The sequence below is a fragment of the Thermoproteota archaeon genome, assembly GCA_030130125.1.
GTDB lineage: Archaea > Korarchaeota > Korarchaeia > Korarchaeales > Korarchaeaceae > Korarchaeum.
The window spans coordinates 13971-40728 of the sequence record JARZZM010000018.1 but is presented as its reverse complement, the minus strand read 5'-3'; the positions used below and the strand labels follow the sequence as shown (position 1 = coordinate 40728).

Here is a 26758-nt window from a genome sequence, read left to right as displayed (position 1 = left end):
ACCGGATCCCTCCGAAACTTATATATAGTGTAGTCAAGCTTAGCAACGCGGTGTCGGCATTGGTGGAGATAACATGTCCATCATGCGGCTATGAATTCTACTTGGACGAGGAGGACTACGAGGGAGAAATACAGTGCCCCAACTGCGGAGCCCTTCTCGGAGTCAAGATAGAGAAGGGAGAGGTGAAAGAGGTTATACCTCTTGAGGAAGGGATAGAAGAGGAGGAGTGGCTCGAAGACGAGGACTTCTGGGAGGAAGAAGAGGAAGAAGAGATATTCTGGGAGGAAGAAGAGGAAGAGTTCTGACCGAAACTAGCAAGCGTTTTTCCTTACAAATCCCTCCAAAAATGAGAAAGGTGAGGGGTTCAGTAACCCGCTTTCTTCAGCAGGGTTTCCCACTGTCTGTCTACCCATTCTTGGAACTTCTCTATCATCCACTTGTTCTCAGGCTTGAACATGTGCCTGAACCTTCCTTGAAGCTTCAAGTACTCCTCGACGGGCTTCTTCCTGTCGGGATTCTTGGCTATGGATACGCTCGGACCGGTGAGCCTGTACTCCCCATCCACGACCTCGTAGAGAGGAAAGACGCATGTCTCGACGGCCAGCTTCATAATCTTCACCGTATCCTCTGGGGCGCTTCCCCAGCCGAGTGGACATGTGGAGAAGGCGTGAATGAATGCTGGACCCTCCGCCTCGAAACCCTTCCTGAACTTGACGAGCGCATCGTTCCAGTAGGCAGGAGAAACTGTAGCTGCATAAGGTATCCCGTGAGCCACCATTATGTCCATTATCGGCTTCTTGAAGAGGGGTTTACCCTTGATCACCTTGCCTACTGGAGTGGTGGTGGTCCTCGCTCCGAAGGGCGTTCCACCTGACCTCTGTATACCGGTGTTCATGTAAGCCTCGTTGTCATATAGCACATACATGATCTTATGCCTCCTCTCAAAGGCCCCGGATATCGCCTGCAGTCCTATATCGTAAGTACCTCCATCTCCACCAAGCACTATCACGTCGTAATCCAATTCTACATCGGGATCTCCATCGAACCTGTTCACCCTAGCTAGCTTCTTTCTAGCGGCTTCCACTCCGGACCCGACAGCTGCGGCGTTCTCAAAGGCATTGTGAGCCCAAGGGATGTTCCAAGAGGTGTACGGGAATATGGTCGTCGCTACTTCAACGCATCCCGTGGCATTTATCCAGACTAGCGGCTTTCTAGCTGCCATGGCTATCTGCCTTATTATTATCCCCGCGCCGCAGCCTGCGCACAACCTGTGACCGGACTCAACAGGCCTCTTCTGACCCTCTATCCTCGCCAGTTCCTTTATATCCGGCCTCCATACAGCCTTAGCTACCATCACTCCCTCACCCCCAGATACTTGATAACAGGCTTCTCTGGCTCTTCTCTAGCCTCAAGGAGTTCGTTGAACGCCTTCTTTATCAGTTTGGGCGGTAAATCTCTTCCTCCAAGCCCGTACACATAGTCGTATACGGTGGGCTTCGAGGAGGAGCTGTAAAGGGCAGATCTCACCTCCATGAATACGGGACCACCCTCGGCCCCGAAGCTCAACGATCTATCAAGGATACCTACAGTGCTGATCTTAGAAAGTTCCTTCCTAATCATGTCAGCTGGGAAAGGCCTGAATACCCTCAACCTTATGGCACCCACCTTCTTCCCCTCACTCCTCAGCTCGTCCACAACCTTCCTCACCACACTCATGGTTGAGGAGAGGCCCAGCAGCACGACATCCGCGTCCTCCGTTTTATAGGGGATCATGTGGACGGGCTCGTAAGACCTTCCGCTTATCTCAGCGAACTCCCTGTGAACCTTCTCTATGATGGGGATGGAAGCCTTCATGGCCTCATTCTGCTGGACCTTATGCTCGAAGTAGTAGTCGAACAAGTCCAGTGGCCCGAACGATATCGGATACTTCGGGTTCAGCATCAGTGGTATCTCCTTCTCCCCATAGATGTGGGGTAGCTTGATCCTTGGGATCTTCCTGATCCCGACGAAGTTTGAAACAACCTCATCAGGAAGAACCGAGACGTTTTGCAGTGTATGAGATATGGTGAATCCGTCTAAGGTTACCATGACAGGTAACATCGCCTCCTCAGCTATCCTGAAGGCCATTATGGTGTTATCATAGGCCTCCTGCGCATCTTCGCTGTAGATCTGAATCCAACCGGAGTCCCTAGCTCCCATGCTGTCACTATGATCATTATGAATGTTTATCGGCGCGCTCAAAGCTCTGTTAACGACGGCCATGACGACCGGAGTCCTAGTGGAAGCGGTTATGTACAAGATCTCCCACATTAAGGCTAGACCGTTTGCAGCAGTGGCAGTAAACGCCCTCGCCCCAGCGAGAGCCGCCCCCCAGCTCGCACTTAGGGCGCTGTGTTCGCTTTCTACCCTTATGAATTCCATGTCCACCTCTCCATTGTGGACGAACTCGGATATTCTCTCCACAATTATTGTTTGTGGAGTTATCGGATAGGCTGCAACCACATCCACATTGCTCTGCTTCACAGCCCAAGCGACAGCCTCATCTCCATTAAGGGCCATCATGGTTTGACTAACCAACTTCTGAACCACCATAAAACTCACCCCTCATATCCTAACCATCTCTATTGCCTTAGTGGGGCACTCCGTAGCGCATATCCCGCAACCCTTGCAGTGATCCAAGTCGGGAACGGGAACTCCCTCCCCATCCCACCTGTACACGCTGTCAGGGCAGTACATCCAACAGAGCCCACACTTCACACACTTGCTCTCATCTATCTTGGGCTGGAATACCGCCCACTCCCCAGTGGGGTATTCCCTCGCACTCAAGAAGGGAACTGCCGCCATGGGGAGATCCTTCCACCCAACCATCGGCGTGCTCATACACTCACCACCTCCTTGGCGGGATCTGACTTGGCCTCCTTCATCGCCCTCTTGAGAGCGTTAATGTTCTTCTCACCTACGGAGCCGGGCCATCTCCACAATATACCCTGCTCTAGATACTCCACAGGTAGCAGGTTAGTTGCAGCAAGTAGCATCCCCAGCATCGTTGTATTGGGAGAGGCCCTGCCTATCTCCTCCAGAGCGATGGTCGTGGCATCGACGGACCACACATGAGCCTCATCTGGCAAGTCAAGTTCTTCTCTCAACTCAGAAGGAGATTTCTCGCTATTAGCTAGGAAGTAACCGCCCTTCTTTAGGCCGCTTAGTAGTGACGTCATGTACCTGGGCTTTAGCAGGCTTGGATCTATCACTATAACAATATCCGGCTCGTAAATGGGTCCCCTATCCACTATAGGCTTATCATCGATCCTGTTGAACGCGGTAACCGGGCCACCTATCCTCTCAGGACCGAACTGCGGGAAGGACTGCGCGTATTTACCCGCTTTAATGGCTGAATAGGCGAGTACGGCAGACCCGCTCCAAACACCTTGTCCTCCTCTACCGTGCCATCTTATCTCAATCAGGGGATACCACCCCTACAGTATGACCATCTTTAAGGGTAAAAAGATATCTAGATTGTCCATTCTTAAGCTTGAGAGGTTTCTAGATCTCTTTTTACACAAAAACAGTGTATGATTAACGTGAAGGCCCCTATTGATTATTATATGTAAACATTTATCTGCCCCACAGGGGTCCCTCCCGCGTCACCTACATCTAATTAATGCGTATAGCCACTTACTGGTAGGTTCTTTCACCCAAGAACCTAGGGGCTAAAATAGACAGCAGAAGCGATGTCGTGGCCTCGGTTGTCGGACCGATTGCTATAGCACCACCACCTGCTACGGGAAGGAATAAACCCACAAATCCCAGAATGAACGCCTCCATAGGAGGGAACCCGAATATCAGGTAGAGGATCCACGATGTCAATATGTCGTAGAGGAAGGTGGACAGATATGCTACTACAAAGATGAATACACGTTCTTTAATCCGTAATCTAGCCCAGATTGCCCCTATAGCTCCCGCTAGACCACCATCGACTAGGGTCCAGATGCCCAGCCCGATTACACTATCGGACACTAAAAAGGAGAGGAATCCCACGCCGAAACCAACATCACTCCCGTAAAGCATACCAGCTAACATCGTAAAGAGTAGAGGTAAGTTAACGAACTGAAGAGGGCCTATAAGGACATGCTTCCCTATCCTAGCGGCCACAGCTAGGGCGCTCCATACACCTATCTGTGCGGTCACTTTTGAAAGTGAAGCCTCTTTTTCATCCCTATTCATTGTCATCATCCCAATTTAATGTAAATTTTAGTTAGATTAACCGTGTTTTTCGATGGCATGAGCCTCGGCCATGTGAGTTTACATGATGGAATTTAAATAGATGAGTGGTCGGTTATTCCGGTGTAAGCATGGGCCACGCGCACAACCACTCCCAGAGGGTCATTGACGAGCAAACGGCGTCTCAGCTTAAGGCCAGATTTGACGCCGAGATGGTCCGACCTATTGAGCTGGTCATGTTCAAAGGCGTGGGCAACGAAGAATACTCCCAATGGACGGAACAGCTGCTAAGGGAGCTGGACGACCTATCCGACAGGATAAGGGTCGAGATACACGATGTTACCCTAGAACCCGAACTCATAGAGGAGTTCAAAGTAACGAAGACACCCACGATTCTAATAGACCCTAGATCTGGATACAGGATAAGGTACACAGGCGCTCCAGCAGGATATGAGGCTTGGGCATTCGTGGAGACCATGATACTGGTGAGCAGAGATGATAGTGGCCTCTCGGATCGGGTCAGGGAGATTCTCAAGGAGGCTAGGAACTACGGTAAAGAGGCTCATATAATGATATTCGTGACTCCAACGTGTCCTTACTGCCCGAATCAGGTCCTCCTAGCCAATAAATTTGCCATAGAGTTAAAAGGACAGGTCGAGGCAGACTGCGTAGAGGCGTACGAGAATCCCGACCTAGCTGATATGTTCCATGTCTCTGCAGTTCCTCATAATGTGATAACCGTGAGAGACAATGGTAAGGAGATACCAAAGGAGGTCTCTATAGGGGTGCAACCGGAGGAGAAGTACGCAATGGATCTGATCAAGGCTCTGAGGGAATAGAGTATGGATTATCACATCCTCCTCACGAACGATGATGGGCTTCATTCTGCCCCTTTCAGGGCTTTTTGGACTGGTCTAATGGAGAGGAAGATCGGTAAGGTGACTGTTGTTGTCCCCGAGCACGAAATGAGCGCGGCCGGAAAAGGAATAACTCTTCACAAGCCTCTCAGGATAAGGAAGCTTCCTGTAAAGGTTAGGGGTTTCGGGTACAGGGAAGCGTTCACAGTTAGCGGAACCCCTGGAGATGCCGTCACCGTTGCTGTAAAATATATAATGGACTCAGAACCAGATGTTGTGGTCTCCGGTGTAAATGTGGGCGACAACATAACCTTGGACAACATATTCACGAGTGGTACCATAGCGGCAGCCCTGCAAGGCACGATAATGGGGATAACATCATCCGCATTCAGCGTGGAGATACCCGCTGGACAGCCCAGCCGCCCGGTGGACAGGTTTCTACCTCAAGCCAGACTAGCGGCAATTATAACGGAGTGGTTGGTTAGGAAGGGACTGCCGGAGGGCGTAGATCTACTCAACGTGAACTTCCCTTACAAAATATCAGAGGACACGCCCATAAGGGTAACTAGGCTAGCTAGAATGAAGTTTGAGAACTATGTACTGGAAAGAATAGATACTAGAGGGAATCCTTACTATTGGTTGGGTGGAAATCCGGTTCCAGTAACTGAGAAGGATAGGGGCACCGATCTTTACGCTCTAATGGTGGAGAGAGCAGTCTCCATAACCCCCATAAGCTTGGATCTGAGTGTAAGGGAGCTAAACTGTGAAGAGCTGAATAGAAAAAGGAGAAGGGCCTTGGAGGAAATCGCCTCCTTGGTGGATCAGCTCAAGGGGTATCTCATGGATTTGACCGGAAAACACTCACACGTTCAGGAGGAAGAGACCTCCTCTCTTTAGATCCCTTTTCAGCTCCCCTTCAAGTTCTATAATCGCAATTTCACACGTCCCTCCGACGTATCCCTCGACAAGATGGCCCGCCACTGTTCTCTCCTTATTCCCCAAGACCACATGGATGTGAGCAAAGGGCTTCCCTTCCCTGAGGCTCACATTCCCAGCTAGGGAGGCTAGCTCCATTGGCGTATCCACATCAAAGGTCTCGTACTCCTCCTTCTCTGGATTGAACACGGCAAGTTTAGCCTTGCTCAACAGTCCCAAGCCAGATAGAACCGCCCCTCCTATTCCCGCCTCGGAGCAGGCCTTAATTACTGAGGAGACGACCTCCTCTCCCCGATCCACTCTGATCACATGTACCTTCCTGACGCCGAACGACTTCAACTCAACCACCCGCACTAGTCTGTATGGGATACATAATAGGGGTAGCCTCCCCGGCCGTGACTATTATGGTAGCATTGGCCTTGGCTATGTCCTTTAACCCCTCTAGGTAGATGACTAGTGGTGCTATCTTATCCGGATCGGCTCCCGATCTAACTAGTATGTCTATGGATCTCGCCGTCCCATTGGCTATTATGATCCTTGACTTAGCCTCACCCTCGGCCTCGAGCACCTTGGCAGTGGCTGAGGCGTTAGCGAGTATTATGGTCCTGTTCCTGTCGTAGTAAGCAGCTATCATCCTCTGCTGAGATGTTAGCTTCTCCTGAATGGCCTTCAGGAATTCCTCAGGAAGCTTTATGTTCCTGACGTAGACCTCATCTATCACTATACCTCCGCCTGTCGTCTCGTCCTTGGCGAACACCTCTTGGAGGAAGCTGAATATCTCACCGCTAATCCTGTCCCTAGCTACGGGTACTTCGGCAGCCTCGTACTTGGAGAGAACGTCTCTGGCGATCTTCCTTATCTCAGGTATTATCAGCTTCTCCTCGTAGTCCAGAGCTGGGTAAGATTCCACGATCTTTGGTACCGAGCTCGGGATTATGTGCCACCTTACAGTCAGGTCCACCCAAGCCTGTAGTCCATCTTTGGTGAGTGATTCTATAGCCGGATAGTCTCCTATAGCGCTACCGTAACCGTGCTGGACAGCGTTGACATCGGTCCACATGTGGACGGCGTCCGTGGCAATGTAGACCTTCTTGACCGACTGCCAGGGCATCTTGAAGGCGACCTTAGGCCCTATAACTGGCCCCGATATATCACCTGTGAAAGGATCCACTGTCACGGCTGCATAACCCAGTTCAACGGTATATACACTCAGGAAAGAGGCTATCAGCAGGAGGATCACAAGGGCAGCGGCTAACAACACTCTACCACTAATTTTAGGCTGGTAGGGAAGTTCAGGCGTATACACAGGTATCTCGTCGTCTCTTCCAGGCATCTTTCAGCTCCCACTATAGTGAGATGTTTCGTCTTTTAAGTTAGCATGCAGATGGGGCGTTATGGATGTGGACGCTAACCGTGGTAAGGGAGACCCTTCTCTTCCTCCTCCGGTTTATACTCGGCTCCTTCACTGAGCTTTATTTCTTCCTTGATTACCTCTTCCGCCATCTCCGCTTCCCTCTCCAACTCCTCTAAGTCCATATTCAGGCCATACAGAGCATCGATTACCTCCAATACCATCTTAGACGCCTTGGGATCGGGAAAGGCGCCGCTGGTAGTTCCGAGGAGACAGGCGCTCGTTAACCCCCTGAGATCAGCGAGCCCAACTAGGAGACCAGCTGCTCCAGTCACATAACCGCCGGTTAGGGGCTTGACACCAATAGACTCCAAGACCTTCATGAAGTCCTCGTCGTTAGTGCAGGCGAAGACCCCCGTCACATCGGGCGATCCTGGAACGTACCCACCCATGGTAATGACCGTGGTAACCCCCAACTCCTGAGCGAAGTCCAGCACGAGTTCCCCTATCTTATATTGGCCGAAGGCGATTGGCTGAACCTCGGAGGTGAGCACCAAAACGTCATTCTCAGGTCCCTCAACTAGGTAGATCTCGTAGGTAGGTGGTTGTATCTCATCCCCCTCAACCCTCACACCGGAGGATCCATCCGGCAGTGGCAGGTAATCGCTGTAGATGACCGCTATCTTCTTGGCTTCGGACTTTCTAATGAGATAGCTGGCAGCTATCTTCCCCACTAGACCGAGCCCTGGGACCCCCTGTATCAGGATAGGATCCCTCGGCGCTACTTCCTCTAGTCTTACTAGTTCAACGTATCCCACCGAGCTCCCCATTAGGGAGCCCTTAACTCAATATTAAACAATAGGCCTACCTCTGGGATACCGATGCAATATGTAGTCGTGGGGCATGGCACAGCCGGGCAGACAGCTGCAGCCGTTTTGAAGAAGGTAGATCCGGATTCGGAAGTTTACGTGATAGAAAAGGGAAAACACGTCTCCATTCATCCATGCGCCTTACCTATGGTCTTGGGAGGCAGACTACCTCTGGAAGCGGTCATAGAGACGGCACCAAAGGGAAGGATTAACGTGCTGCTCAGATCAGAGGCGAAACACATTAACTTGGAGGATAAAACCCTTATCTTCGAGAGGGATGGTGAGACAGATGAGATACCTTACGATCGGCTGATAATAGCTACCGGGCTCAAGCCCATATTCCCCAAGGTCGAGGGCATTGACCTAGAAGGGGTCGGAACCGTGTGGGACGTCGAATCTGTCGAGAGGCTCAGCAGAGTCTTGGGAAACAGGGTGGTCGTGGTTGGTGGTAGTGCCACGGGAATAGAGGTCGCGGCAGAGCTAGCTAGAACTGGCCGAGATGTAACGCTAATAGAGGCCATGGGACAGCTCATGCCCGGGAAGATAGATCCCCCAATAGCCTCATCCGTAGCCAAGGCGCTCACCGACATGGGAGTCAAGGTAAAGCTGAAGACGCCCATGACTAAGCTGGAGGGATCGGGCGGCAGACTCCGATCCGTTGTAACACCTACCGGGAAGATAGAGGCCGAAACGGCCGTGGTCGTCATAGGAGCCAAGCCTAATTCAGATTTAGCCGCTGCATCAGGGTTGAAGATAGGCGACACGGGTGCCGTCAAGGTGGACGATTATCTCTTCACATCCGACCCTCATGTCCTCGCAGCAGGCGACGTCGCTGAGGTGAGGGATTTCGTAACGGGTCAGCCGACGGCAACCGGTCTGGCATCAACGGCTCTTGTTCAAGGTAGAATAGCGGCTGAGAACGCAGCAGGCCTTAAAGTCAGATACAAAGGGGCTCTTTCCCCGTATTTGGTCTCTGTGGGTATCTACTGGTTCGGTGGGGTCGGTATATCGGCTAGTAAGGCGGAAAAACTCGGGATAGAATATAGAGCATTCAGATTTGCTGGATCCGACCTCCCGAGATACATGCCGGAGAGGGACAGATTCGTGGTGTGGCTGGTGACCGATCCCAAGGGAAAACTGTTGGGCGCTCAGGTCTTCGGGAGGAGGGGGGTGAGGGAGAGGGTAGTCTTCCTGACAGCCGCCATTTACGCGGGCTTCTATGTGCAGGACATGAGGCTGATGGAGTTCGCTTATCAGCCAGAGGTATGTGACCTTTTAGATCCAGTTGCAGTGGCTGCGGAGGGGATGAGCAGGAAGTACCGGCTATTGGAATCTACCAGTGACCAGCTTGGCTAGCAGCCCTCCGGGCCTCTGGCCCACCCAGTAAACTTCCTTATCTAGCAATCTAGCTAAGAAAGCGATTAGAGAGGTATCTGGATCCGAGCAACCGCCATCGATCACCACGGAGTCGACGCTTAGAATGGTTTTAACGACCTCTTCCCATCCCTTATCGGTCTCTATCGGAACTCCATCGGGGAGGGAGTAACATCTAGGGAGATAGGCAATCTTATTAGTCATTAATCTCACCCAAGATGGAAGCGATTACATTCCTGGGATCCTCAAGGGCAAGCAACATATCTCTCGTGTCCACGATGAAGGAATCAGGATCCCTAAGTATGTTCGTCACGAGACGCTCGGCTTCCTCTAACTTCCTAGATCTCCAGATAGGAAAACCTCTCTCCCTCAGATACTCGTTGACATACAATCTCACATCAAGCGGAAATACAGATATGGAGGGAGTCCCCAAGAGAGCTGCCTCCCGTGCCATGGTTCCCCCACCAGTTATCACTAGGGAAATCTTGCTGAAGAGGTCCAGAGTGTCAACAGCACCCCTTAAAACTAAGAGCCTTCCCTCCCTGAAGGCCCTCATTTTAGTAAGTTCCTCGACTTGACTCTCGTACCTCGGTTTGACTATAACCTCCGCTCCCATCTCTAGTACAGCCTTTACGAGTTCCAGCGCTATAGACCTACCCCTCCCAAGCAAATAGGAGGCGCCACTCTCCTCGGGCCTTATAAATACCTTGAACTCCCTGCTCTCAGGCAGGGTCGATAGAGCGTAATCTCTTACCCAAGCGACCTCATCCACGCCAGCATAAGAGATCAAGGAGTCCTTAGAAGCCCCTAATCTAAGCATCTCATTCTCCGGGATGGCTTCTGGATAAACGACTCTCCAAGATAAGGGAAAGGTCAGCCTAGCGACATGATACGAATGGGGTGTGTCATTCATGGTGACGGCCTTGATAGAGAGGCCGAAAGCCACTCTAACAGCCTCAGGTGAGGAGAAAGATATCAAAACGTCCGGATCAAAGTCAAAGGCGGTATCTAGCAGTAGTTCGACTCTCTCAGCGTATGATAGGAGCTTATCCTTGAGCCCCCCGATGGCATACTTCCCCACGACCTTATGCCTGCTCCCCAGCTTTTTCAGCAGGGATACTGACTCCTCCAATCCCTTTACAGTTATTAGGTAGTCTGAATTCAGGAAAGAAGCTATAGCCGACATCAATCTGGCCTGTTTGGGAGTTATGACGTCGAGCCATACCTTCATCCAGCACCTTCCTTCCCTGACTCTCTCTTCAAAGACTCCAGTGTTATTTCAAGGAACGAGAGACCCTCATCAAGAAGCTTCCGCCCTGACTCGGTTATCTCGTAGTAGTTTCTCATCTTGCCTGTCTCTTCGCCCTTCCTCTTTGACATCTTCACATATCCCTTGGATTTGAGGGACCTCATCACTATGTACGCAGTTACTCTAGCCGGTCTCCATCCGAACCTCTCCTCTATTAGATCCGATATCTCGTAAGGATATGCCGGTCTCTCCCTGAGAATGGATAGCACGTATAACCAGAGATTCTCCTTCGTTAGCTTGTCTTTCAACCTCTGAAGGGGTGCGGGGAGCCTACCCGACGTACTCCGCGGACTCATCCATCTCACCGTGTCCTCCTAGTTCCTCCCTGATCCTGCGTTCTATTTCCTTTATCAACTCACTCTTTATCCTTTCTATCTCCTCTATCTGCTTGTCTATCATCTCAAAGTCCAAGCCCAACGAGAAGGTCTTGTCCAAGACCTCAAGCACTCCTTTCGCTGCCTTGGGATCCGGTGAATAATCAGGAGCCACTCCACTCAGTACCACACTGTTTAATCCCCTTATTTTGGCCATACCCAACATCGAACCAGCTAGACCTATAACAGACTTGATCAAGCTTTCCTTAAGGGCACCAGCACTTAAAAATCTACCCAGTAGTTCCTCATCGTCGCCGAAAGCCAGAACCTTACCAGCATAGTTCTCATCCACGAAACCCGTCACCACCACAGTCTTAGTGACCCCCATCCTATCGAGGATCTCCAAGACCTTGCTCGCAACTTCCATTCCCCCCCATGGAACCGGCTGGACATCGCTGGTCACTAAGGCTATTGATGGATCTTTAGCTTGAAACACGGATATTGACGGGAGTGTGAACCTCCCCCCCTCGAGCACTGAAATGCCCACCATGTTGTTGGGAAACATGAGGTACTCCGAGTAGATCTTGGCTACTGGAACCGGATCTAAATTCTTTATCAGGTAAGTTATCACTTGCTCACCGACATTGGCCATGCCAGGGAACCCAAGCACGGCCACATCGGCCTTCAAAGGCTCAGAGATATCTTTAACTTTCATCCATCCCATTTCCCTTACCCTTCCCCTAAGGGAGGGGTGACGTATTAAATAAGGGGCAGTTCAAAAATCGTATGAGAAAGGTAATGCTCATCATCTTGGATGGTTTGGGTGATAGGCCTCATCCTTCATTAAAGCACTTGACGCCCCTCCAGGCTGCAGAAATACCGAACATGGATCTCATGGCATCTAAGGGTCTGTTGGGTATGCAGTATCCTATAGCTCCGGGAATCCCCCCAGGGAGTGACACCGGGCACCTCTCCTTGTTCGGCTACAGCTTAGACGAGGAGTACCCAGGAAGAGGGATATTTGAAGCCTTGGGAGAGAGTATAACGCCGAGAGGAGGCGTCGCTTTCAGGGCCAACTTTGCCACAGTCTCCGAGAGGAGCGGTGAACTAATAGTGGAAGATAGGAGGGCTGGGAGGATATCTGGTGAGGATGCTGAGATCTTAGCCTCCGAGATATCCAGAATGAGCCTCTTAGGGGGTGAAGTAGAGGCCGAGTTCGTGCATACCTTGGAGCATAGGGGCTTCCTCATCCTGAGGGGGGAGGGCCTTAGTAGTCAAGTAACCGATGTTGATCCACATGAGGAGGGATACCCTGTTTTAGAACCCCTACCCATTGAAGAGGAAGCGATTAAAACAGCCAGAGCTCTAAAGGAATTCCTCATAAGATCTTACGAGATCCTTAAAGGGCATGAAGTCAACAAGAGGAGGGTTAGGGAGGGCAAACCATCAGCAAACTTCATATTGCCAAGAGGAGCCTCGAAATCGGTTAATCTGGAGAGATTCGGTGAGAGATGGGGATTTAACCCGGCAGCAGTAGCCGCCGGTCCCATGTACAAGGGAATAGCTAGGGCCTTGGGTTTCGAGGTACATCATCCAGAGGGAGCCACAGGACTACCTGATTCCAATTTCCATGGAAAGATCAGGGAAGCGCTGGATCTCTTGGAAGAGTTCGACTTCGTGTATGTGCACATGAAGGGCACAGACGTTGCATCTCACAGGAAAGACCCCAAGTTAAAGGTCGAGGTCTTGGAAAGGATAGACGAGGCCTTGGAGCAGATCATAGACCCCCCTGAAGATCTACTAGTGGTGATCACGGGAGACCACGCTACTCCCTGCCTGCTGGGCAAGCACAGCGGAGATCCCGTTCCAATCCTCTTCTTCGGAAGGGGTCTGCCTAGAGATGACGCTTCCAACTTCCACGAACTGGACGCATCACTAGGAGGAGCGGGTTGGTTCCTCGGAGGAGACCTAATGAAGCTGATTCTGAACTACTCGGATAGGTCTCTGGAGTACGGCCTGAGACCATTACCTAAGAGGAAATGGTACATACCAAGGAGGGAGGAACTGGTTCCTTTCAGGATTTAGTCCCACAGATCTCTATCCTTTCTTACCTTTTCCAGATTGAGCGGCCGAACTAGGTCCCGGTGAAGGAAAGTAGACAACTCTCTCTTGAACTGGCAGGCCTTACACATCTCCGTCGTGGTTGGTTCACCGCACACGCGGCATCTCCTGAGCTGTACATCTGGCGATAACCCGTGGGAGATCAGAGAGAAGGTATGAAGTGCCTTAACCTTAGTACCGGGGATGTGGTCCTCCAAGTAATCTATCTCCCTCCTCACACCTATCCTCATCCCTTGGGTGAAGGGACACTTCCCTAGATGGGAGGGGATCTTTTTGGCCACAACTAGAGTAGCGACTTCCCTCTCATAGACCATCTTCAGCGGTCTGACTCTAGGTACAAGCCCCTCCTCCATCTTCCTCTCATGCCTGAGGGTCTTCACTAGGGCGTTGATGTCCCCCCTCGACAGGTTCATCACTGCCGTCTGGACCAGATCATCGAGGTTATGCCCTGTCACAACGACAGTCGCCCCTATCTCCCTAGCAATCGCGTTCAAAGCTTGTCTCCTGAGGACTCCACAGTAGGTACATGGACTTCTCTTCCAGTTGGCAGGAAGTCTGAAATCCAGCTCTTCTATGGATAGACCATGAATCTCCTCCATTGTATACGTCCTATGTCTCACCCCGAGCTCGTTAGCCAGTCTCTCAGCGAGCTTCACGGAGGCCTTCCTGTAGAAGGTCCCTTCATCTACAGTAACAGAGAGTAGGCTAAGCTTCATGTCCGGGTGAGTGTCAGCGAACTCCTTTGTGAGGAGAAGAGCAAGGGAACTGTCCTTTCCCCCCGAGTGAGCTATCATCACCTTGTCCCCTGCTATTAGCTCTCCCTTCAAGACCTGCCAAGCTCTCCTCCTCACGGACTTCATAAGACAGTCGGCGCATACCGATACCCCCTTACTGTGATCCGTGTACACGGCCTCATTGAAGCCGCAAAGGTCGCACTTCCTCAACTATCCTCCCCCGAGCTCTCCCTAGGGCTCTCATGGTAAGTTATCCTTAACCACGTGATCACATCTCCTTCCTCCAAGTAGGAATCATCAGCTCTAGGCTCTCCATTCACCAAGAGGAGGGTGCTCCACTTGCTCGCACCAAGTATCCCGTAAAGATCATCCACCATAGTATTCCAAGGCAGTTCCACTTCTCTACCGGCCAGGAACACTTTAATGGTCTCCTTCATATATCCCCGGTGTCAACGATGTTCCTCTCTAAAAAGGCGAACCTGAAAGGTGTATCTCTGGAGGGAGATGTGACAGTAATTGGTCCTTCATCCATCGGCCCAGGCACAGTTTTGGGGATGTATTCCGTTATTGGGTACCCCACCTACCGCAAGATCAGGTCCTTAGGCGAGAAGGACTTGGCATCTTACGATGATCTGAGCGAGGGAGCCGTTATCGGAGAGAACTGCTTTCTGAGAAGTCACTCAGTCGTATACGAGAGGGTGAAGATGGGGAATAGAGTTCAAACGGGGCACGCCGTCCTCATAAGGGAAGACACGATCATAGGGGATGGGACCGTCGTGGGAACCCATGCAGTTGTAGACGGGAGAGTGGTCATTGGGAAGAAAGTCAGCATACAAAGCGGCACCTACATACCGCCGGAGAGCAGGATAGGGGATCGCGTGTTCTTGGCTCCATTCGTCGTCATAACCAATGATAAGTATCCGGCGAGCAAGAGGCTGCTCGGAGTAACTATAGAGGATGATGCCGTTATTGGCGCCAATGCGGTGTTGATATCAGGAGTCAGAATAGGCGAGGGTGCTGTTGTGGCTTCAGGAGCCGTCGTCACGAGGGATGTACCCCCAAGGAAGGTCGTTATCGGAGTTCCAGCCAGAGTAGTCATGGACAGGGGGGAATATGAGAGGAAGAAAAGGGAGTATGAAGAAGGTTAGACATCCTCTATACCTCCTTCAGTTATGACGACCTCAACAGTTCCCTCCGGAAGGTAGGGGCTCTTGACTAGCTTGACCACCCTGCGGTCCTTCTTCCCCCTCTTTATGTAGAGCCTAGCCGTTACGCCATGGCCCAATACGTGACCACCTGCAGGCCTGTTAGGATCTCCGAAGAAGGCACCGGGATCGGCCACCACCTGATTTGTGACTATGACCGCTAGATTGTATCCCAGAGCCAGCTTGAGCAGCTTGTGGAGGTACTTGTTGAGCTTCTGCTGCCTCTCGGCGAGGGTTTCCCTGCCCACGTATTCTCCTCTGAAGTGGCTTATCAGGGAGTCCACGATTATCAGCCCTATATTCCTCTCCTTTATGTAGGGCTCTGCCCTCTCCGTTACTATCATCTGGTGATCACTAGTGAACGCCCTCGCGTACAGTATGTTCTTCAGGGCCTTTTCCGGATCCAATCCGAACCTCTCAGCTATCTGTATTATCCTCTCTGGCCTGAATGTTCCCTCCGTATCGATGAAGAGGGCTGCTCTTCCCAGACCACCCTTATCCTCCGGAAGCTGAACCGTTACCGCCATCTGATGAGCAAACTGCGTTTTTCCAGATCCGTAGGGACCGTATATCTCCGTGATCGACTGGGTCTCAACACCCCCTCCTAATAGTTCATCCAATGCCTTGGAACCAGTTGTTATCCTCTGAACCACCTTCCTCTGCTGATAGTAATCGTAAGCGGACATGACATCGATATTCAACTTAGATCTCGCGGCCTGTATTATCTTCTGGGCTACACCTTCTCCTATCCCCGCGTAAACAGCCAGCTCAGCTGGGGTAGACATAGCTATGGACTCCAACGTGGTGTAACCAGCTTCCATGAGCCTCTTAGCAGTGGCGGGGCCGACCCCCTCTAGATCGGTTAGATCGAACTCCTCTCCCGCACCCACCTCTTCATAATAAGTTTCATCAATCTCATCAGGCGCTCCCTCCTTAGGTTCCTCCTTGACCACCTTCTTCCTCGGTATCCCTAATCACCTTCCCATAGTTGGGGGATGTGAGGGGATATTTAACTATCACATATCTGAGAAACCCTCGCTTGTTGTTTCTGCGATCAGGTAGTTCCCCAACGAAGGTTCACTTCCCGAGATCTCTACTTTCTCGCCACCTCCTTCACCCTCCAAGGGCTCCTCAGGGGGTAACTTACCCTCGGCTTTGATGGACTCCTCAGGCCTGAACGGATCGCTTCTGTGCTTCAGCAGATATGAGCCGAGGGCGATAGAAAATATGAAGGTAAGCATACCTTCCGAAGGAAGCGCCGGAATGAGAAACAACCCCAAAACTCCCAACACGATGTAGAACATCGATAATAGGAGTATGGCTCGTTCATCTCCCCTGAACACAAGTGCGGAGACCAAGATCAGCGACACTGAGGTGATAATTCCCAACGAGGAGGGCAGAGGATCGCTTTTAAGGACTTGTATCGAAAGATAGGCGATCCCCAGCGACAAGATCAGCGTAAGAAGGGCGGATACCGCCATTCCTAGACGTAATCTCATCTCACACACCCCGAACGGCTTCGGCAATCGACTCCACCACAGACGCCTTGGAGCCTGACCACTTTATCGTGTCCGTGGCTATGATGATATCTGCTCCGGCTCCTAGTATTCTATCCACCGCCTTAGGCGCGAGGACCGGATGTACAAAAGCCGATACAACAATTCTAGCGCCCATTCTCTTTACCTCTTTCACGGCGTTCGCCATCGTCCCTCCAGTGGATACCATATCATCAACAACTATCACATCCCTACCTGAGAGATCTATCTCCTTAACATGCGTCTTTATCTCACCAGTAGCGACATCCCTTTCCTTCTTGAATGCATCGAACTCCTCAGTCCCGTAGTAGTGAGCCAACTCCTTGGCCCAGTGTATGCTCTCGGTATCAGGCCCCAAGATGAATGGGTCTCCAAGGGGCAACTCCCTAACCTTGTCAGCGAGCGCTTCAAAGCCGCTCACGTTCACAGCCTTCGCTCCCTCGAAAAGCTCGGAGAATCCTCCAATCCTGTGGAGATGCACCGTAACGCTGATTACAGCATCGGCCCCAGCCGCCTCAAGTAGCTCCCCCAAGTACTTAGAGCTCAAGGGCTCTCCCGCCCTGAATATAGCATCCTGCCGGGCGTAAGGGAAATACGGCATAACGAGAGTTATGGACTTAGCACCCATATGTTCCTTAAGATTCCTTAGCGTGAAGAGAACCTCCATCAAGTATCTGTTGGGAGATCCACTACCTGCCTCCATTCTCATGGAGAGGACGACGTCTTCATCCCGGGTGTCCCCCAATACCCTTGGGCACACCTCCCCATCTGGGAATACCCTCCTATCTAAAGCCACTAATTCCACACCGAGATTCTTAGCGAGCCTAATGTTGAAATCGTCATTGGGGCCCACCAGTAGCATATGCTGAGGGCGCAGTGCGAGATTAAAAAGGTAGTCGAAGTGGATCCAGAAGATGCTCATAGCCTTTGAGGGTATAGACGGATCTGGTAAAACGACCATAAGTACTAGGATCAGTGAAGAGTTGGAGAGAAGGGGTATAAGGTCTTACTGGACGACGGAGCCGACCGACGGTCCAATAGGTAGGATCATACGTGAAGTACTAGAGGGGAGGATGGAGGTCGACCACAGAACGCTGGCTCTACTCTTCGCCGCTGATAGAATGCAGCACGTGATTCAGTTGGAAGGTCTTCTGGAGGGAGGCTATACGATCATAAGCGACAGGTACCTCCTATCATCACTAGCATATCAGGGGTGCGATCTCCCGATGGAGTGGGTTCGGGAGATAAATAAGTGGGCTCTGCTGCCTGATTTAGTGATCTACTTGGACTTGGATCCTGCATTAGCCTTGGAACGCGTTAAAGAGAGGCAGCTATTCCACACTCTGCACAAATTGAGGTCGATTAGGGCCAATTACCTCAGTCTGATAAGGGAGGAGGAGTGGTCCAGTAGGACCGTAGTGGTGGATGCAAGTAGGGGAGAGGAGGAGGTCTTCCAAACAGTTCTTAATATCATCTTGAAGAAGCTTGAGGTGGTTTGATGAAATTCTTGGCCATTGGGAATGCGAACATCGACGTAACCACGTTTATAGAGAGAATACCCGATCAGGACGAGGCCATAGACGCCTTGGCAGCCACGATGAGCGCGGGGGGATCGGCCTCCAACTTCGCTCTGGCCGCCGCTAGGCTGGGAGTTGAGGTATTCGTCATCGCCTCTCTGGGTGATGACTCCCTAGGGAAGATTTATCTAAGGACTATGGAGGAGGGAGGGGTTGATACGTCCCACATCAAAATAACAGAGGGCAGGAGAACGGGACTTGTAGTCATAATCAACGTTTTAGGGGAGAGTAGAAGGATGATAGAGAGCCCTGGTGCTAATGAGGAGCTTTCTCCAGTAGATATAGCAGAGAGAAGTGAGCTGATCCGATCGGTAGATGAAGTGCACATGGCCAGCGTCAGGGTACCCATAGCAAGAGCGGTCTTGGAGGTGAGGAAGGGAGTATCTTGGGATCCCGGGATTAGGATACTCTCTAAAAACAGGGATGATTGCTGGAAGCTACTAGATGGGGTGGGAAAGATCTTTCTTAACGAGAAGGAGGCAGCAGTCCTATCTGGGGAGAGAGATCCAGAGCTAGCTGCTCGAAAGATAGGAAGAGAAGGGCCAGAAGAAGTTCTCATAAAGATGGGTCCTAAGGGGTCACTTGCTTGGGTTGAGGGAACCCTATGTCATGTGAAAGCCGTCCCCGTAAACGTGGTTGATACGACCGGAGCGGGGGACGTGTTCGCGGCTGCTTACCTAACCTCAAGGGCCAAGGGCTTCTCCCCAGTGAAATCCATAAGATTAGCCAACTCCGCGGCAGCCCTGACCATTTCGAGGCCCGGAACGTCCTATGGACTGCCCGTATGGGACGAGATAGCGGCCATGGAGTTCATCTCGTACGGTAAGGGTGATAATGAGTGCTAACACAATAGAATTTTGTAAATCCTTTTTAAATATCTTCGCGAGGGAAGTCCGATGGAAGAGGCAGGAAGGACCCCGAAAATAGGCAGGAAGAGCCTGCTCCTGCTAGTACTAGGTATAGCTCTCATGATACCCCTACTCGCCACCTTCGATCTAAGTGAGGCGGTGAGCAGCCTTCGTACTATAGGAATAGTTCCCGTAGTTCTCTCCTTCTTCTCGATACATGTGGGGGTCCTGTTCTACAACTTGGGCTGGTACATCCTATTAGATAGGAGAGCTAGTTTCATGGATGTCTTCCTAATAGGGTGGACCAGCCTGTTCATAAATCTGCTAATACCAGCTGGTTCAGCCACAGGAGAAGTAGCCAGAGCCTATCTGATCAATAGAAAATCTAAGGTTCCTATGGGGCATGCTGTGTCCACTATTGTAGCCCACAGGGTCGTCATGATAATACCATTCGTGGTCAGCATAGTCCTTGGTTTCTCCTACTTAGTGGGATCGTCCGGCGTGGGACATAGCACTCTCACCACCATATTCTTGGCGATGGGTCTCCTGATAGTGACCTTCTATCTCATTTACAGAGTTAGCATGGACGAAAGCAGCCTGCTCAGATTGATATCCTTCTTTGAACGGAAGTTTCGAAGGGATCTCGGGAAGATAAAGGAGATGGTGAGTGAATATTCTAGGGCGTTCAGGGAGCTCATGAGGAACAGGAGAGCACTAGGTCTCTCCCTACTCTGCGCGTTCCTCAACTGGTTCTTCGACATGCTACCGATTTTCATCTACTTCTACGCCCTCGGCTACTGGATAGATCCCCTCATGGGAATCCTAATATACTCAGTGTCCATCATTATGGTCCTTATTCCCATAGGAATCCCTGGGAACACCGGAGTGAGAGAATGGGTGATGACGGGCCTTTTATCTGCAATGGGATTCAGTAAGGGTGATGCCCTCGCAATAACGCTAGTTTCCTCCACTATAACCGTGTTCCTTAACGAGCTTGTTTTCGGCTTCATAGCCTACCTTCTTGTCCTTCAGGGGATGTCCAAGTAAATCTCCCCATTTTGAAAGTTTTTCAGTAAAGCTCCTCCTCACTGTTCGGGTGCAGTGTCATGCCTGAGTTTGCAGAGAGGATGAACTCGTTAGGAGTAGAGGGAGCATTCATAGTCTTGGCCAAGGCTAGAGAGCTTGAGAGACAGGGGAAGAGTGTAATTCACTTGGAAATAGGGGAGCCCGGTTATCAGCCACCTAAACACGTGCTGGAGGCTACTAAGAAGGCGATTGATGAGGGAAAGACAAAGTACACACCTGCATCTGGGATATATGAGCTTAGAGAGGCGATTGCAGAGAGGGTCTCGAACAGCAGGGGCGTGAAGGTCGAACCTGAGAATGTGGTCGTGACCGTCGGTGCCAAGATGTCCATATTCGCCGCCCTGATGGCCTTCGTAGATCCGGGTGATGAGGTAATAATTCCCATGCCAGCATACCCCTCATACGAGAGTGTAACTAGGTTTGTTGGCGGCGTAGTCAAGCCGGTGGTACTCAAAGAGGAGAGAAAGTTCTCGCCTGATGTTAACGACATCTTGGAGAAGGTAACTGATAAGACCAAGGCCATAGTGATAAACACCCCCAGTAACCCCACAGGGGGCATTTACAGAAGGGAGGATCTGGAGGAGATCGTGAGTCTAGCTCTCAAGAAGGATATACTGATAATATCCGACGAGATATATGAGGATATAATATTCGATGGGAGGAAACACGAGAGCGTTCTGTCCATAGCTGGTGCCGAAGAGGTAACTGTGCTAGTGAGCGGTTTCAGCAAGACTTGGGCAATGACAGGGTACAGGCTCGGCTACGCCGTGGCGAAGGAGGATATAGCCCAGAAGATAGCCCAGATTCAACTAAATGCGGCCTCCTGTCCCGTCCATTTCGCCCAAGTGGCGGCTGTTGAGGCTATAAGGGGTCCGCAGGATGAGGTAGAGAGGATGGTTAAGGACTACGAGAAGAAGAGGGATATCATCTACGAGGAGATACAGAAGATCAAAGGTTTCTCGATGATAAAACCTGCAGGGACGTTCTACGCATTCCCCAACATAAAAGGAACCGGATTATCCTCGGAAGAACTAGCTGATAGGTTGCTGAACGAGGCAGGAGTTGCGTTACTACCTGGAACTGCCTTTGGAGAATCGGGGGAGGGCTTCCTTAGGATATCATTCGCTGGCCCCATGGAGGATATAGTTGAGGGGATGAAGAGGATAAGGGAGTTTGTGAGTTCCCTGTAACCCTATAGATCTAAAACCTCCACACTCTTTTCTCCTGTTTCTAAGATCGCGACTGTTCTCCTTCCCGTAAGCTTTCCACATGACTCACCTGGATTTATCACCAGCGCGCCCCCCACCTCCTCCACGTGGACCTCGTGAGTGTGTCCGTAAAGCACGAAGTCGAACTTCCCACTCTTGGCCAGCTGGATGGCTGATAACCTAGTTAATTCCTTTGGGCCAAATCCGTGGAACAACAGGGCCTTTTTCTCGCTGAGGAGTACCTCTACAGGCCCTGGATAATATGCTCCCTCATTCTCCAGAGCCGAGATGGTGGTGAGCGCCTCAGCGTCGTTGTTCCCTCTGAGGAGGCGGAAGGGTATTCCCGAGTTTATTATGGGCTTTAATGAGAAAGGGGAAATCAAGTCACCTAGATGTATTATCTCGTCAACACCCATTCTCTGAAAGATCTCCACAGCCCTCTCTATAGACTCTAGGTCATCGTGAGAGTCGGATATTATCCCCACAAGCAAGCACATCACCTAACCCTGAAGCAACCCGCCCCTCCTAAAAACTGGCACGGTCTCCAATACCCTCCTAATGTATTCGAGACCCTCCGGGGATGAGAATAGAGGAAGTTCCCAGTCGACGATTATCTCTCTCCTCTCCACCGGACCGTGTTCCGTGTCTCTAATCCTGACGGCCTTCCTGACGAGAACGCCCCTTCTCTGCCAAGCAGGTACCTTAGCAATATTGACTCCGAGTTTCTTGAAGATGAGCTCGTGGAGGTACTCCGATTTCTTTCCATGCAGTTCTTCAGCAGCCTTCTCCCTCGAGAGCCCTTCATTCTCAAGGGACAGGAGCGCGTAGGAGTTCAGCGCGTTTCTCCACGCCTCATCCTGCCTCCAAGACAGGTAACTCACCAGTTCATCCTCGTCTCTGATGAGGATAATCCTCCCGTCGAAACTGGCTGCATATCCTAGGGCCAGGGAGGTTTGCGCTGAGATGAAAGAGGATACTATCGAAACGATCTTCTCCACTCTACCGTTCCACGGTAGAGGGGGTGCAAATAGGATGGATATTTCATCGGAAAATAGGTAGGCGAGGGCAACTGGGAGGTTGCGCTCCATTAACTCCTTAGATGCATTGATCAAGGATCTCAATAATCTCTCGTCGTAGGGCCTCTCGAGCTCCAGCTCCTCGGCTAACTTCCTGAATCTCCATCCATCCACTCTCACGATTATGGGTATATCAACAGGAATGGATAAACGAGAAAATATCTCCCTGGACTTCCAATCAAGCATGCTACCCGCTCAGCCTTGATATCCTCTCGGCTATCTCGAGCACGGCTGATTCAACGTCTTCTCTGTCTGTTTCGAGGGTTATGATCCCCCTAGCCTCCACTATCTCCCTCAACTCAGCATCGAACTCCTTAGCTATTAATACCTCGCAATCCCTCAGTATCTCTAGAACGGAGGTAGGTCCCCTTTTACTTCCCTTTCTAGTATTAACTCTCATCTCCACCTCGGTGGGACTTCTCCCTAGGACATCGTATATGGCGAAGAACTTGGCCTCGTGAAAGGGCCCTTCCTTTAGGGTTTTCCCATCATCTGTTGCGACAGCGACTCGGATCGGCAAATTATCTCATCCTCCCGGATGGACTATGTTTGAATGAGGAGACACAAGATATAATCATGCCGCCGGAGGATTCGGTTGATTCCTTTGTAGGATTCTGGCTAGTGATTCTATGAACTCACCCATACGATCGGAGTCCACTATCAGGGAGGAAAATCCTCTACCCCCGAACACGGATCCCTCCATCTCCCCCATCGCCTCCCTAGTTAGAGGGAAGAGATCCACTTGGGGATCGCCCGCTACATAGATCAGTCCCAATGGAGGATCGTAGAAATAAGATACAGCGAAAGGGAACCCCCTTTCATGAGCCACAAGCGAAACCACGAATCTCTGATAGGATTCCTGAACCTCCCATCCAGCGAGGCTCCTCGATTCAAATGCGGGTTCGTCGAGGAGGGAATCAATCTCCCTATTCACATCGGCGATCTTGGACCTGATCAGACTAGCCGTGGCTGAGGTTCCGCTCAGGAACCAATCCGGATCATCGAACGATTCTCCTAGGGCTGAAGCTGCTAGGTAGACCCAATCCTCGCCTAGGAAGGACGCCGCTACCAGCGCCTCCTGAACGGTCCTTATCGAATTCTCATCCAGCAGCTCAGGCCAGGAGAGGCGCGCCTTTTCGAGCACACCTTCACATACTTCCGAGGTACACTTCCCAAAGAATCCGCCAGAAGCCACCCACGATAGGAGATCATTATTCTCATCAGCCTCTACGGCTATCAGGTATGCTAGGAGACTTGTAGAAATTCCAGGAGAATCCAAGCTCACCCTGACAGTATTCTTATAGCTCAATAAAGGAGTTGAACCGTGATCCAGTATGATTACGCTCCTATACAACTCACTCGATACTTGGATGGGACCCCTGCCGTGGGGAGGGAGATCCAAGAACATTAGAGAGTCGCATCTCCCCGAACAACTCTCTATTACATCTATTGCGCTTTCGGGCGTTGACGTAATAAGCTCCGGCTCTATTCCACGTTGGGACAGTACTTCCTCCATGATCACCGATGAGGAGATCCCATCCGGTGTAGGAGGAAATACTATGCCTGCCTTACTTACGCCCGCGAGTCCCGATTCCAGTAGCCTTAGGGCATTAGTGGCCCATTCATCAAGTTCCATGCTCAGGCCTCCTTAGGCGGATCGCAAGCAGTACGGCAGACGTTATCCCAACACCTATGAGGAAATAGATGAGACTGTTCATTAACTCGTCAAGAGACGAGTAGGTATACTCCTCTAGGGAGGAGATCTCAGCTTCCGCTCTATTGAGGATCTCGCTGGCCTTTCCGTAGGAGGCCTGATTTATCAACCTCTTAGCCTCCTCAAGCATGCCCTCTATCTCACTCATTTTCTCCTTTACTTGGGGGTCCAACCCCCCCGAAGCCTCTTTAAGCGTCTTAAATCTCCTTCTAAGATCGGCAAGCCTAGATCTGAGTGACATCTCCAATGACTCTTGACCACTCTCCCCCACCACCTTGACGGTCACCGTGTTTGAGGGGATGAGGAGGCTGCCATTCACCGAGATATATGTCGGGATCGTATAAACGCCCCCCTCGGAGAATGACCCTACCACTTCGATCTCACCTGGTGCGACGAACTCCACGGAGTTTCCCCTGATTCTGCCCTTAGCCTCTAGAATGGACATCTTAGCTGGGAATTCGACCGTTACATTACCAGACAGATCCTCTATTCTGATCTTCAGTCTTATCTGCTCCCCGACGTTCACTTGCCTCTTATTGATCTCCACAAGGGCTCTCCCAGATACCCCGCCTATCGGTATCTTTATCTCCTTGGTATAGATTCGCTCGGAAGCTTCGCCTTCTATAGAGTAGTAGATCACTACCTTCACGACGGCCGGACCAACGCTCGCTGCCCTAAAGGTGAAGGTCAACTCCTTGGTAGATCCTTCCGGTAGGTCCTTCACTAACTTGGAGGTATCAGTTACTGGTTCCAGCTCATCAGACGAGTTAACGGCTATCAAAATCTTGGAGAGGGGGACCATAGTAGTGAATGTCACCTTGATCTCCACACGGTCTCCTACACTGGGGAGATCGGGAGATATCGCAATTAGTGCATTCAATGGGTTCTCACTGGTGGATACCACCGAAATATCACCCAGAGAGATAGTATGGATCTCTCCACTTGAATCCTCAACGTATATCTCCAACTTGCCCTTATAATCTCCAACCGGTAAGCTCAAGGGCAGTAGGATCCTCTGTGATCCGTTACCTTGAAGCTGTATCGAGAGCGGGAACTTGAGGGATAGCACTTCTCCCCTTCTCGTGGTTAAATTGAGTCTAGCCTCGATCAGGGAGAGCGGTGTGGGCCCTATATTCAAAGCCAAGATGTGGAGATCCCCCCTCCCTCCGACTAGGAAGATGCGAGAACCGTTCAGCAGCCTAATGTCATAAGCCCTGAGGACCTTCATCTCACGCTCGATACCGTAGATTCCATCACTGGAAAAGCCAGTTAGATAAATCGGAACGACTATCTCTGTCTTGGGAAGGGGAAGGCTCACCTTGAGAAGGTATTTGAAACCTTCATTTCTTAGGAATACAGATCTCCCGCCTGGAAGGAGCAGTGTGAGGTTGGATGCATCTCCCGGATCCACGGATACCTCGATGGAAGTACCACCAATGCCCTCACTAGGCGCATCCAGCCCTATGTCCAGACTGAAGCTCGGATCGGACACGAAAGTCAGCCCATCAACGATACACGTATCGCATCGATCCGGAGACAATATCGTGTACGTGGAGGGCCCTGTCCGATCAATTCTCACCAAATACTTCCCGTCGCTGAGGGCGTATATCCCAAGGAATTCGCGGATAGGTAACCTGCTTGTTACAGTCAGATTTACTGGAGGTCCATAAGCCAGTAAGGAGACCTCCCCATCTTGAATGGCAAACTTAGTATACGTATAGGGGTCAACGGGACCTTCTAACTCCACTTCGCTTGCAAGGGGATTGATGAGACCGTTAAAGGAGAGGATCGTGTTATTTTTGCATATAAGTACCTCGGAGAGGTCACCTTCGTTCGTCCAGTTAACCTCGAAAATCCATCCATCTAAGGAGGAGACCCAAGAACCCCTAGATTCATTACCCTGTATCATGGCAACGGCTTCACCATCGACTTTGGCCTCCAAGAGTTCCACTGTGGGCCTTCTTTTCGAAAGGATCGATATTTGAAGGATCTTGTCTGAAGACGCCTTCACGAGGAAGGGTCCTACGAGAGCGTACCCAGTCAAGTTGTCGGCTCCATTGGCGGGATGGGAGACGAGCGATAGGTCCTTGAGCACGAATGTGACATTGGTACCGTTAACTAGAACTGCGTTGTAGGTGGTGTTTCCCTCCTCAAGAGGATAGTATCCCATGTCACCTATTTTCGCCATCACATCTACAACGTAGTTCACAGCCTCTATTAGGTGGAAAGATGAGGGTGCCTCTCTACCTCTGACTAAAACCGTACCGCTATATCTCACGCTATCTGGTGGTTGAGCAGTTGATGGCTGAGCGTGCACATTGGGGAAGCTTATCGACAGCAATAACAGCGCTGCCATTAGCGATAGAGTCTTCCTATTCCACATTTTTCAGGCGTTTCATCTTTCGGGCCTATTTTACGTTTGA

32 protein-coding genes are annotated in these 26758 nt (G+C 51.0%); 10 read left to right on the top strand and 22 right to left on the bottom strand.

The window, feature by feature from the left end; translation table 11 throughout:
- The first annotated feature begins 101 nt into the window (after positions 1 to 101).
- Positions 102 to 305 carry a hypothetical protein gene (locus tag QI197_04200; GenBank protein ID MDK2372560.1) on the top strand — a complete coding sequence of 68 codons (204 nt, stop codon included), beginning with the start codon at positions 102 to 104 and terminating at the stop codon, positions 303 to 305.
- A 59-nt stretch (positions 306 to 364) separates the two neighbouring features.
- On the opposite strand, the gene QI197_04195 is transcribed toward QI197_04200, so the two are convergent.
- From QI197_04195 to QI197_04175, 5 genes are all read right to left on the bottom strand, one after another.
- A complete protein-coding gene (locus QI197_04195; GenBank protein ID MDK2372559.1) occupies positions 365 to 1354 on the bottom strand; it encodes a thiamine pyrophosphate-dependent enzyme in 990 nt (329 codons plus the stop codon).
- The gene (locus QI197_04190) at positions 1354 to 2592 is read right to left on the bottom strand and encodes a transketolase C-terminal domain-containing protein (GenBank protein ID MDK2372558.1); all 1239 of its coding nucleotides are present in this window, start codon (positions 2590 to 2592) and stop codon (positions 1354 to 1356) included. The genes QI197_04195 and QI197_04190 overlap by 1 nt, the downstream gene beginning before the upstream one ends.
- A gap of 12 nt (positions 2593 to 2604) precedes the next feature.
- The gene (locus QI197_04185) at positions 2605 to 2880 is read right to left on the bottom strand and encodes a 4Fe-4S binding protein (GenBank protein ID MDK2372557.1); all 276 of its coding nucleotides are present in this window, start codon (positions 2878 to 2880) and stop codon (positions 2605 to 2607) included.
- Entirely contained in the window at positions 2877 to 3464 is a 588-nt protein-coding gene (locus QI197_04180) for a 2-oxoacid:acceptor oxidoreductase family protein (protein ID MDK2372556.1), read from the bottom strand. Before QI197_04180 ends, QI197_04185 begins: the two co-directional genes overlap by 4 nt.
- A gap of 211 nt (positions 3465 to 3675) precedes the next feature.
- Positions 3676 to 4224 carry a hypothetical protein gene (locus QI197_04175; protein ID MDK2372555.1) on the bottom strand — a complete coding sequence of 183 codons (549 nt, stop codon included), beginning with the start codon at positions 4222 to 4224 and terminating at the stop codon, positions 3676 to 3678.
- A gap of 128 nt (positions 4225 to 4352) precedes the next feature.
- On the opposite strand from QI197_04175, the gene QI197_04170 reads away from it, so the two are divergent.
- Together QI197_04170 and surE are read left to right on the top strand one after the other, a co-directional pair.
- On the top strand, positions 4353 to 5060 hold the full coding sequence (locus QI197_04170) for a thioredoxin family protein (protein ID MDK2372554.1): 708 nt from the start codon (positions 4353 to 4355) through the stop codon (positions 5058 to 5060).
- Positions 5061 to 5063: 3 nt separating this feature from the next.
- Entirely contained in the window at positions 5064 to 5975 is a 912-nt protein-coding gene (surE, locus tag QI197_04165) for a 5'/3'-nucleotidase SurE (GenBank protein MDK2372553.1), read from the top strand.
- On the opposite strand, the gene QI197_04160 is transcribed toward surE, so the two are convergent.
- The 3 genes from QI197_04160 to QI197_04150 all read right to left on the bottom strand — a co-directional run bounded on the left by QI197_04160 (position 5940) and on the right by QI197_04150 (position 8183).
- Positions 5940 to 6353 carry a DUF296 domain-containing protein gene (locus QI197_04160; GenBank protein MDK2372552.1) on the bottom strand — a complete coding sequence of 138 codons (414 nt, stop codon included), beginning with the start codon at positions 6351 to 6353 and terminating at the stop codon, positions 5940 to 5942. The two genes, surE and QI197_04160, sit on opposite strands and share 36 nt — an antisense overlap.
- Before the next feature lies 1 nt (position 6354).
- The gene (locus tag QI197_04155; protein ID MDK2372551.1) at positions 6355 to 7347 is read right to left on the bottom strand and encodes a prohibitin family protein; all 993 of its coding nucleotides are present in this window, start codon (positions 7345 to 7347) and stop codon (positions 6355 to 6357) included.
- A gap of 74 nt (positions 7348 to 7421) precedes the next feature.
- Complete coding sequence (locus QI197_04150; GenBank protein ID MDK2372550.1) at positions 7422 to 8183, bottom strand: PAC2 family protein; 762 nt, start codon at positions 8181 to 8183, stop codon at positions 7422 to 7424.
- 63 nt (positions 8184 to 8246) lie between these two features.
- Here QI197_04150 and QI197_04145 point away from each other — a divergent pair, with 63 nt between their 5' ends.
- Positions 8247 to 9590, top strand: coding sequence for an FAD-dependent oxidoreductase (locus tag QI197_04145; GenBank protein ID MDK2372549.1), 1344 nt, complete (start codon positions 8247 to 8249; stop codon positions 9588 to 9590).
- Here QI197_04145 and QI197_04140 read toward each other — a convergent pair.
- From QI197_04140 to QI197_04125, 4 genes are read right to left on the bottom strand one after another with little or no spacing between them, the layout of a single operon-like run.
- Complete coding sequence (locus QI197_04140; protein ID MDK2372548.1) at positions 9558 to 9812, bottom strand: hypothetical protein; 255 nt, start codon at positions 9810 to 9812, stop codon at positions 9558 to 9560. The two genes, QI197_04145 and QI197_04140, sit on opposite strands and share 33 nt — an antisense overlap.
- The gene (locus tag QI197_04135; GenBank protein MDK2372547.1) at positions 9805 to 10839 is read right to left on the bottom strand and encodes a DUF354 domain-containing protein; all 1035 of its coding nucleotides are present in this window, start codon (positions 10837 to 10839) and stop codon (positions 9805 to 9807) included. Before QI197_04135 ends, QI197_04140 begins: the two co-directional genes overlap by 8 nt.
- On the bottom strand, positions 10836 to 11213 hold the full coding sequence (locus QI197_04130) for a PadR family transcriptional regulator (GenBank protein MDK2372546.1): 378 nt from the start codon (positions 11211 to 11213) through the stop codon (positions 10836 to 10838). The genes QI197_04135 and QI197_04130 overlap by 4 nt, the downstream gene beginning before the upstream one ends.
- Complete coding sequence (locus QI197_04125) at positions 11188 to 11955, bottom strand: PAC2 family protein (protein MDK2372545.1); 768 nt, start codon at positions 11953 to 11955, stop codon at positions 11188 to 11190. Before QI197_04125 ends, QI197_04130 begins: the two co-directional genes overlap by 26 nt.
- A gap of 62 nt (positions 11956 to 12017) precedes the next feature.
- Between QI197_04125 and apgM the strand changes: the two genes are divergently transcribed.
- Positions 12018 to 13316, top strand: a complete 1299-nt coding sequence (apgM, locus tag QI197_04120) for a 2,3-bisphosphoglycerate-independent phosphoglycerate mutase (GenBank protein ID MDK2372544.1) — start codon at positions 12018 to 12020, stop codon at positions 13314 to 13316.
- On the opposite strand, the gene QI197_04115 is transcribed toward apgM, so the two are convergent.
- Together QI197_04115 and QI197_04110 are read right to left on the bottom strand one after the other, a co-directional pair.
- Entirely contained in the window at positions 13313 to 14296 is a 984-nt protein-coding gene (locus QI197_04115) for a TIGR00269 family protein (GenBank protein ID MDK2372543.1), read from the bottom strand. The genes apgM and QI197_04115 overlap by 4 nt on opposite strands.
- A complete protein-coding gene (locus QI197_04110; GenBank protein MDK2372542.1) occupies positions 14293 to 14523 on the bottom strand; it encodes a hypothetical protein in 231 nt (76 codons plus the stop codon). Before QI197_04110 ends, QI197_04115 begins: the two co-directional genes overlap by 4 nt.
- Positions 14524 to 14541: 18 nt before the next feature.
- Here QI197_04110 and QI197_04105 point away from each other — a divergent pair, with 18 nt between their 5' ends.
- Entirely contained in the window at positions 14542 to 15234 is a 693-nt protein-coding gene (locus QI197_04105; protein ID MDK2372541.1) for a DapH/DapD/GlmU-related protein, read from the top strand.
- Here the strand turns inward: QI197_04105 and radA are convergent.
- The 3 genes from radA to prs form a co-directional block, all read right to left on the bottom strand.
- Complete coding sequence (gene radA / locus QI197_04100) at positions 15231 to 16244, bottom strand: DNA repair and recombination protein RadA (protein ID MDK2372540.1); 1014 nt, start codon at positions 16242 to 16244, stop codon at positions 15231 to 15233. The two genes, QI197_04105 and radA, sit on opposite strands and share 4 nt — an antisense overlap.
- A gap of 63 nt (positions 16245 to 16307) precedes the next feature.
- Positions 16308 to 16790, bottom strand: a complete 483-nt coding sequence (locus QI197_04095) for a hypothetical protein (protein ID MDK2372539.1) — start codon at positions 16788 to 16790, stop codon at positions 16308 to 16310.
- A 1-nt stretch (position 16791) separates the two neighbouring features.
- The gene (gene prs / locus QI197_04090) at positions 16792 to 17688 is read right to left on the bottom strand and encodes a ribose-phosphate diphosphokinase (protein ID MDK2372538.1); all 897 of its coding nucleotides are present in this window, start codon (positions 17686 to 17688) and stop codon (positions 16792 to 16794) included.
- A 52-nt stretch (positions 17689 to 17740) separates the two neighbouring features.
- On the opposite strand from prs, the gene tmk reads away from it, so the two are divergent.
- Genes tmk through QI197_04070 form a run of 4 tightly spaced genes read left to right on the top strand, consistent with a single transcriptional unit; the run spans position 17741 to position 21527 of the window.
- Positions 17741 to 18325 carry a dTMP kinase gene (gene tmk / locus QI197_04085; GenBank protein MDK2372537.1) on the top strand — a complete coding sequence of 195 codons (585 nt, stop codon included), beginning with the start codon at positions 17741 to 17743 and terminating at the stop codon, positions 18323 to 18325.
- The gene (locus QI197_04080) at positions 18325 to 19248 is read left to right on the top strand and encodes a carbohydrate kinase family protein (protein MDK2372536.1); all 924 of its coding nucleotides are present in this window, start codon (positions 18325 to 18327) and stop codon (positions 19246 to 19248) included. Before tmk ends, QI197_04080 begins: the two co-directional genes overlap by 1 nt.
- Positions 19249 to 19299: 51 nt before the next feature.
- Positions 19300 to 20298, top strand: coding sequence for a lysylphosphatidylglycerol synthase transmembrane domain-containing protein (locus QI197_04075; GenBank protein ID MDK2372535.1), 999 nt, complete (start codon positions 19300 to 19302; stop codon positions 20296 to 20298).
- A 59-nt stretch (positions 20299 to 20357) separates the two neighbouring features.
- Positions 20358 to 21527, top strand: coding sequence for a pyridoxal phosphate-dependent aminotransferase (locus QI197_04070; protein ID MDK2372534.1), 1170 nt, complete (start codon positions 20358 to 20360; stop codon positions 21525 to 21527).
- Between the two features lie 2 nt (positions 21528 to 21529).
- Here the strand turns inward: QI197_04070 and QI197_04065 are convergent, their stop codons facing one another.
- From QI197_04065 to QI197_04045, 5 genes are read right to left on the bottom strand one after another with little or no spacing between them, the layout of a single operon-like run.
- Positions 21530 to 22042 carry a metallophosphoesterase gene (locus QI197_04065; protein MDK2372533.1) on the bottom strand — a complete coding sequence of 171 codons (513 nt, stop codon included), beginning with the start codon at positions 22040 to 22042 and terminating at the stop codon, positions 21530 to 21532.
- 3 nt (positions 22043 to 22045) lie between these two features.
- Complete coding sequence (locus QI197_04060; GenBank protein MDK2372532.1) at positions 22046 to 22807, bottom strand: tRNA(His) guanylyltransferase Thg1 family protein; 762 nt, start codon at positions 22805 to 22807, stop codon at positions 22046 to 22048.
- Between the two features lies 1 nt (position 22808).
- Complete coding sequence (locus QI197_04055) at positions 22809 to 23141, bottom strand: NifB/NifX family molybdenum-iron cluster-binding protein (GenBank protein MDK2372531.1); 333 nt, start codon at positions 23139 to 23141, stop codon at positions 22809 to 22811.
- A 54-nt stretch (positions 23142 to 23195) separates the two neighbouring features.
- Positions 23196 to 24257, bottom strand: coding sequence for a hypothetical protein (locus QI197_04050; GenBank protein ID MDK2372530.1), 1062 nt, complete (start codon positions 24255 to 24257; stop codon positions 23196 to 23198).
- The gene (locus QI197_04045; protein MDK2372529.1) at positions 24247 to 26718 is read right to left on the bottom strand and encodes a hypothetical protein; all 2472 of its coding nucleotides are present in this window, start codon (positions 26716 to 26718) and stop codon (positions 24247 to 24249) included. The genes QI197_04050 and QI197_04045 overlap by 11 nt, the downstream gene beginning before the upstream one ends.
- Positions 26719 to 26758: the final 40 nt, after the last annotated feature.

What these genes read in the sequence shown, in the direction of transcription:
- QI197_04095 (MDK2372539.1), bottom strand. Translation starts at nt 16,790, where the DNA reads ATGAGATTACGTCTAGGAATGGCGGTATCCGCCCTTCTTACGCTGATC.
- QI197_04110 (MDK2372542.1), bottom strand. Translation starts at nt 14,523, where the DNA reads ATGAAGGAGACCATTAAAGTGTTCCTGGCCGGTAGAGAAGTGGAACTG.
- tmk (MDK2372537.1), top strand. Translation starts at nt 17,741, where the DNA reads ATGCTCATAGCCTTTGAGGGTATAGACGGATCTGGTAAAACGACCATA.
- QI197_04080 (MDK2372536.1), top strand. Translation starts at nt 18,325, where the DNA reads ATGAAATTCTTGGCCATTGGGAATGCGAACATCGACGTAACCACGTTT.
- QI197_04185 (MDK2372557.1), bottom strand. Translation starts at nt 2,880, where the DNA reads ATGAGCACGCCGATGGTTGGGTGGAAGGATCTCCCCATGGCGGCAGTT.
- QI197_04175 (MDK2372555.1), bottom strand. Translation starts at nt 4,224, where the DNA reads ATGAATAGGGATGAAAAAGAGGCTTCACTTTCAAAAGTGACCGCACAG.
- surE (MDK2372553.1), top strand. Translation starts at nt 5,064, where the DNA reads ATGGATTATCACATCCTCCTCACGAACGATGATGGGCTTCATTCTGCC.
- QI197_04170 (MDK2372554.1), top strand. Translation starts at nt 4,353, where the DNA reads ATGGGCCACGCGCACAACCACTCCCAGAGGGTCATTGACGAGCAAACG.
- prs (MDK2372538.1), bottom strand. Translation starts at nt 17,688, where the DNA reads ATGCTACTGGTGGGCCCCAATGACGATTTCAACATTAGGCTCGCTAAG.
- QI197_04155 (MDK2372551.1), bottom strand. Translation starts at nt 7,347, where the DNA reads ATGCCTGGAAGAGACGACGAGATACCTGTGTATACGCCTGAACTTCCC.
- QI197_04140 (MDK2372548.1), bottom strand. Translation starts at nt 9,812, where the DNA reads ATGACTAATAAGATTGCCTATCTCCCTAGATGTTACTCCCTCCCCGAT.
- QI197_04065 (MDK2372533.1), bottom strand. Translation starts at nt 22,042, where the DNA reads ATGTGCTTGCTTGTGGGGATAATATCCGACTCTCACGATGACCTAGAG.
- QI197_04130 (MDK2372546.1), bottom strand. Translation starts at nt 11,213, where the DNA reads ATGAGTCCGCGGAGTACGTCGGGTAGGCTCCCCGCACCCCTTCAGAGG.
- QI197_04105 (MDK2372541.1), top strand. Translation starts at nt 14,542, where the DNA reads ATGTTCCTCTCTAAAAAGGCGAACCTGAAAGGTGTATCTCTGGAGGGA.
- QI197_04195 (MDK2372559.1), bottom strand. Translation starts at nt 1,354, where the DNA reads ATGGTAGCTAAGGCTGTATGGAGGCCGGATATAAAGGAACTGGCGAGG.
- QI197_04125 (MDK2372545.1), bottom strand. Translation starts at nt 11,955, where the DNA reads ATGGGATGGATGAAAGTTAAAGATATCTCTGAGCCTTTGAAGGCCGAT.
- apgM (MDK2372544.1), top strand. Translation starts at nt 12,018, where the DNA reads ATGAGAAAGGTAATGCTCATCATCTTGGATGGTTTGGGTGATAGGCCT.
- QI197_04070 (MDK2372534.1), top strand. Translation starts at nt 20,358, where the DNA reads ATGCCTGAGTTTGCAGAGAGGATGAACTCGTTAGGAGTAGAGGGAGCA.
- QI197_04050 (MDK2372530.1), bottom strand. Translation starts at nt 24,257, where the DNA reads ATGGAACTTGATGAATGGGCCACTAATGCCCTAAGGCTACTGGAATCG.
- QI197_04045 (MDK2372529.1), bottom strand. Translation starts at nt 26,718, where the DNA reads ATGTGGAATAGGAAGACTCTATCGCTAATGGCAGCGCTGTTATTGCTG.
- QI197_04135 (MDK2372547.1), bottom strand. Translation starts at nt 10,839, where the DNA reads ATGAAGGTATGGCTCGACGTCATAACTCCCAAACAGGCCAGATTGATG.
- QI197_04190 (MDK2372558.1), bottom strand. Translation starts at nt 2,592, where the DNA reads ATGGTGGTTCAGAAGTTGGTTAGTCAAACCATGATGGCCCTTAATGGA.
- QI197_04060 (MDK2372532.1), bottom strand. Translation starts at nt 22,807, where the DNA reads ATGCTTGATTGGAAGTCCAGGGAGATATTTTCTCGTTTATCCATTCCT.
- QI197_04145 (MDK2372549.1), top strand. Translation starts at nt 8,247, where the DNA reads ATGCAATATGTAGTCGTGGGGCATGGCACAGCCGGGCAGACAGCTGCA.
- QI197_04075 (MDK2372535.1), top strand. Translation starts at nt 19,300, where the DNA reads ATGGAAGAGGCAGGAAGGACCCCGAAAATAGGCAGGAAGAGCCTGCTC.